Origin of the sequence: Microcystis sp. LSC13-02 (assembly GCA_002282935.1) — a bacterium.
GTDB lineage: Bacteria > Cyanobacteriota > Cyanobacteriia > Cyanobacteriales > Microcystaceae > Microcystis.
This window is the reverse complement of the sequence record MTBT01000192.1, coordinates 16,237-20,426: the sequence shown is the minus strand read 5'-3', so window position 1 is coordinate 20,426 and position 4,190 is coordinate 16,237. Positions and strand designations below refer to the sequence as shown.

Below are 4,190 nucleotides of genomic sequence, written 5' to 3'. Positions count from 1 at the left end.
TAGATAGCAAGTGATATTCTAGTAGGTTCGGTTCAGACATAATCGTGTAAGACCTAAGTAAGGGAAACCAGAAAGGGCTGTGATTAGCTTCAAGAATCCTCGCGCCTTTAGGCCCAGGAGTGTCAAAATCGATACAAAATATCAACGACTAGGATTAAATGGCTACTCATATTGTTACTGGTGTCGCGGGTTTTATCGGTTCTAACTTGGCACAAAAGCTTTTAGAACAAGGAGATCAGGTGATCGGTATCGATCAATTTAACGATTATTACGATCCCAGTTTAAAGCGCAAAAATGCCCATATTCTAGCAAAATATCCCGAATTTAAGTTAATTGAAGCGGATATACAAGCCCTTGACTGGCGACAACTGTTGCAAGGAGTAGAAGTATTATTCCATCAGGCAGCCCAAGCAGGAGTCAGAGCAAGCTGGGGTGATGGATTTCGTCAATATACCGAAAGGAATATAAATGCCACTCAAATCATTCTTGAGGCCGCTAAGGAAACCCCTTCTTTACAACGGATGGTTTTTGCTTCCACTTCCTCGGTGTATGGCAATGCGGAAACGATGCCGACTCCCGAAACCCTTTGTCCCCAACCAGTTTCACCCTACGGCATCACCAAATTAGCGGCAGAAAGACTCTGTTGGCTATATCACCAGAATTTTAACGTTCCCGTCACTGCCTTGCGTTATTTCACCGTTTATGGACCGCGGCAACGTCCCGATATGGCTTTCCATAAGTTTTTTCAAGCAGCGATCGCAGGTAAAGCCATCGGCATCTACGGAGATGGCAAACAAACCCGCGATTTTACCTTTGTTAGCGATGCTGTAGCCGCTAATTTAGCCGCTGCCCTAGTGCCGGAAGCGGTGGGGGAGGTGTTTAATATTGGTGGTGGTAGTCGCGTGGTTTTGCTGGATGTCTTGGATACCATGGAAAAAGTCATCGGTAAACCGATTTTGCGATCGCATCAAGGACTCGCCCGGGGAGATGCCCGTCACACCGCCGCCGATGTCACCAAAGCCCGTACAATCTTAGGTTATAATCCCCAAGTCTCTTTAGCCGAAGGATTAGCCCAAGAATGGCAGTGGATTCAGGAATTATATTGTTAGGTTAACTTCGGGTGTGTTACGGTGCGCTAACACACCTAAAAATCCCATCACGGGAGCAATTCGTTAATAATCAAAAAATCTCCCTTTTACGGGGAGATTTTGGGCAATATCTAGGGTTATTACCCGACAAATTACACCAATTTCAGATCGGGATAATTAGCGAGAATGTCATCTTGACTGAGAATATCACCCTCGCTTTGAGGAGTCCAAATCACTTCTACCGCTAAAAGTCGATCGCCTCCCATACTACCAATTTGTTGCAGGGCTTGTTTCAAGTCTTGGGAATCATTAATTTTGGGTAGAGAAAATTTACCGACAATGCCAGCGAAAATAGTCACCAAAATATAGCCTTCCGGTGCGGTTTTAGCTAATTCTCCAGCCGATTCGGTTAAAATATTTTCTTGAGAACCTTGACGCAGTTGATTATTGTAATTAGTTAAGGTTTCCGCCGTTAGTTTACCGCGTTCGTTGAGAGACCACTGATTAAACTTCGCTTCTGCACTGCTGAGGCTGGTTTGTTGGCAATCGACGTTACCATAAACCCAGTATTCCGGATGACGCAACAGGGCGAGGGCGGATTCTTGTAAGACATCGACGCGCCCCTCGGAGGTGCTAGTATCCACAGTTAGGGCGATTTGATTTAATTCTTGTTGCAGATAACGGGCATTTGCCAATAAACCCACCTGTACTTTAGCCACGGAGACGGTTTCATATCCCGGTTCAACAGCCATACCATTCTCATCACTGCCTCCACCATTACGGAAAGCATTAACGAGGAAATTGGCAATAGCAAAAAAGATTAACAGAGAAATTAAGCCACCGCCACCACCACCCCAAAAGAAGGGTAAAAGGAAGGGAAAACCAATACCTCCACCGTAACCGGGGGAACTGTAACCACCACCTCTAGAAGGGCTAATACTGCGACTAGGAGCGCGAAAACTACCGCCCCCCATTCTACCCCCCGATGCCGCTAAAGCACTGGGAACATTGCCTAAAATCAGCGTTGTTACTAATCCGATGACGATTAACGGCTTGGCAAGCGATCGAACTTTAGTTAAAATTTTGTCAATCATAAGAACACCGAAGCAACCCTTTATTTACTAGGATAACCAGTTTCTCGCTCAGAGATAGACAAATCCCGAATAGGGATAACCGAATCAGTGATCAGATATCAGATTTGAGTTTTCAGTTCACTGATTACTGTTTACTGTTTACTGATCACTGAAAATTATGACTTGGAATTTCTCTTCTCCGACGGATTCGCCATTAAGCGATCGCGAAGTACCCTTAGAAAGTCATCATCTCTGGGGTAAACGTATTGCTTTACTGGTAACGGGAGGGATTGCGGCCATGAAAGCGCCGCTAATTGCCCGATCTTTGCGTAAATTCGGGGCTACAGTCGTGGCTTTTGTCTCAGAAGAAGCTTTAAGATACGTCACTAAGGAAGCTTTGGAATGGAGTACGGTTAATCCCGTAATTAGCCAATTAACGGCAAAAGCAGAACATTTAAGCGATCAATCTCCCTTTGATCTTTATTTAGTCGCCCCCGCTACCTATAACACGATTAATAAGTTTCGTTACGGAATAGCTGACGGAGTGATCACTTCATGCTTGGCCTCGGCCTTGGGACGACAGGAAAAGGGAAAAACTAAAATTCTGCTTGTCCCCACCATGCACGGCAGTTTACATAATGCTATTCTGACCGAATCTTTGCAAACTCTCGATCGCTTGGGAGTCCAGATTATGTCACCCCGGGATGATTACGGTAAGCACAATCTCCCCGGAGAAAAAGAGATTACCGTGGCAGCCTGTGGGATTCTCAGTAATTCTGTCCTGAAAAATATGCCGATTTTAGTCACTGGTGGACCCACACCCGTTATTATCGATAATATTCGTCGTTTAACCAATCGTTTTACCGGACAATTAGGAGTCGCTATTGCAGAAGAATTGTACCTGCGCGGGGCAAAGGTGCAATTAATCCACGGACGCGGCAGCTATACACCTCCCGCTTATTTACCCCATGAAATTATTGAAACCTACGACGAGTATCTAGGGAAGGTTATGGGAGAATTAGAGAGTAAAGATTATAAATTTGGGATTTTTTCGGCAGCAGTGGCAGATTATCGCTTAGAAAACCCTTTTTTTGGTAAAATTCCCAGTGGTGGGCTGTTAAATCTTAATTTTGTGCCGACGGAAAAAGTGATTGACAAGGTGAGAGAAAAATTTCCCGATTTAGAGATGGTGACTTTCAAGTATCAGGAGGGAGTCAGTCAGGAGGAGTTACTGGAAATCGCCCGTAAACGCCTAGAAAAGGGCTATCAGGCCGTCATTGCTAATCGGGGTGAGGAAAAGGGCGATCAAGGGGAACAGGTGGCTTATTTGGTCACAAAAGCGGCATTAGGGAAATTTATCGGCAAAAAAGCGATCGCTATTGGCATCGCCGAATATTTAGAACAGCGAGCCAAAAATGTTACAATCGAAAAAATTTAATATTTTTTAATATTAATTTGCAAAAATTTAGGGTAACACAGTCATGGGTAACATCAACTTCGTCAAAGAGAATAAGATCGTGGTAGCGGCAGATGGGGCGAATTTACGAGAGAAAGCAATCCAGAATGGCGTTGATATCTACACTTTTGGCGGTAAATTGATGAATTGTGGCGGTTACGGTCAGTGTGGTACTTGTATAGTGGCAATTGTCGAGGGTATGGAAAATCTCTCGGCTAAAACCGACTTTGAACAGCGCCGTCTGAAGAAAAAACCCAAAAATTATCGTTTAGCCTGTCAAACCATCGTTAATGGTCCTATTAGCGTCCAAACTAAACCAAAATAGCACTTAAGCGTCAGAAACGACCATCGAGCGCGAAGCGGATTGGAGTAGTTCAAAATTGCCAGACAAATTCTTGGCATTTAATAGCATAATTCCCTGAGCGGCTTTTTCAGCAGACCCTAATTGGGGTCTGCTGAAAAAGTTTTTCGGTGGGGGTTGAGGGTTGGGGGTTGGGGGATGGGGGATGGGGGATGGGTTTTACCGATTTTCAGGTGGTCAACTACCTAATTTTCAGGGAAAAAGTACCTGAA

General features: G+C 44.6%; 4 protein-coding genes. 3 read left to right on the top strand and 1 reads right to left on the bottom strand.

The window, feature by feature from the left end; all coding sequences use genetic code 11:
* Nucleotides 1-158: 158 nt before the first annotated feature.
* Nucleotides 159-1,109, top strand: coding sequence for an NAD-dependent epimerase/dehydratase family protein (locus BGL89_RS11505; RefSeq protein WP_286825817.1), 951 nt, complete (start codon nucleotides 159-161; stop codon nucleotides 1,107-1,109).
* A gap of 131 nt (nucleotides 1,110-1,240) precedes the next feature.
* Here the strand turns inward: BGL89_RS11505 and BGL89_RS11500 are convergent, their stop codons facing one another.
* The gene (locus BGL89_RS11500; RefSeq protein ID WP_286825816.1) at nucleotides 1,241-2,182 is read right to left on the bottom strand and encodes a DUF1517 domain-containing protein; all 942 of its coding nucleotides are present in this window, start codon (nucleotides 2,180-2,182) and stop codon (nucleotides 1,241-1,243) included.
* A 157-nt stretch (nucleotides 2,183-2,339) separates the two neighbouring features.
* Between BGL89_RS11500 and BGL89_RS11495 the strand changes: the two genes are divergently transcribed.
* Both BGL89_RS11495 and BGL89_RS11490 read left to right on the top strand, forming a co-directional pair.
* On the top strand, nucleotides 2,340-3,599 hold the full coding sequence (locus BGL89_RS11495) for a phosphopantothenoylcysteine decarboxylase domain-containing protein (RefSeq protein ID WP_286825815.1): 1,260 nt from the start codon (nucleotides 2,340-2,342) through the stop codon (nucleotides 3,597-3,599).
* Between the two features lie 43 nt (nucleotides 3,600-3,642).
* Nucleotides 3,643-3,942 (top strand): 2Fe-2S iron-sulfur cluster-binding protein, encoded by a 300-nt coding sequence (locus BGL89_RS11490; protein WP_286825814.1) that lies wholly within the window; start codon nucleotides 3,643-3,645, stop codon nucleotides 3,940-3,942.
* Nucleotides 3,943-4,190: the final 248 nt, after the last annotated feature.